Raw genomic sequence first — 582 nt, forward strand, 5'->3', positions numbered from 1 at the left:
CGGCGCGCGCTGCTCGACGCGACCGCCGACGACGACTGCATCGGCGTCATCGCGTGGATGCACACCTTCAGCCCGGCCAAGATGTGGGTCACCGGTCTCGACGCCCTGCGCAAGCCGCTGCTGCACCTGCACACCCAGGCGCACCAGGCGCTCCCGTGGGCGACGATCGACATGGACTTCATGAACCTGCACCAGGCCGCTCACGGCGACCGGGAGTTCGCGTCGGTGCAGACGCGGATGGGGGTGGCGCGCAAGACGGTCACCGGTCACGTCGACGACCCGGACACGGCGCGCCGCATCGGCTCGTGGGCCCGCGCGGCCCGGGCGAGCGCCGCCATGCGCGGGATGCGGCTCGCCCGCTTCGGCGACAACATGCGCAACGTCGCCGTGACCGAGGGCGACAAGGTCGAGGCGGAGCGACGCTTCGGTGTCTCGGTCAACACCTGGGGCGTCAACGACCTCGTCGCGGTCGTCGACCAGGTCGCCGACGCCGAGGTCGACACCCTGGTGCAGGAGTACGCCGACCTCTACGACGTCGCGCCCGAGCTGCGGGCCGGCGGCGAGCGCCACGACTCGCTGCGC

General features: G+C 72.3%; 1 protein-coding gene. It reads left to right on the forward strand.

The annotated features are described in order from the left end of the window. On the forward strand, positions 1-582 hold a 582-nt coding region (locus FB586_RS18750; RefSeq protein WP_442319900.1), incomplete at both ends, for an L-arabinose isomerase family protein.

The sequence above is a fragment of the Cellulomonas telluris genome (assembly GCF_004886325.1).
In the GTDB taxonomy this organism is placed as follows: Bacteria; Actinomycetota; Actinomycetes; order Actinomycetales; family Cellulomonadaceae; genus Cellulomonas; species Cellulomonas telluris.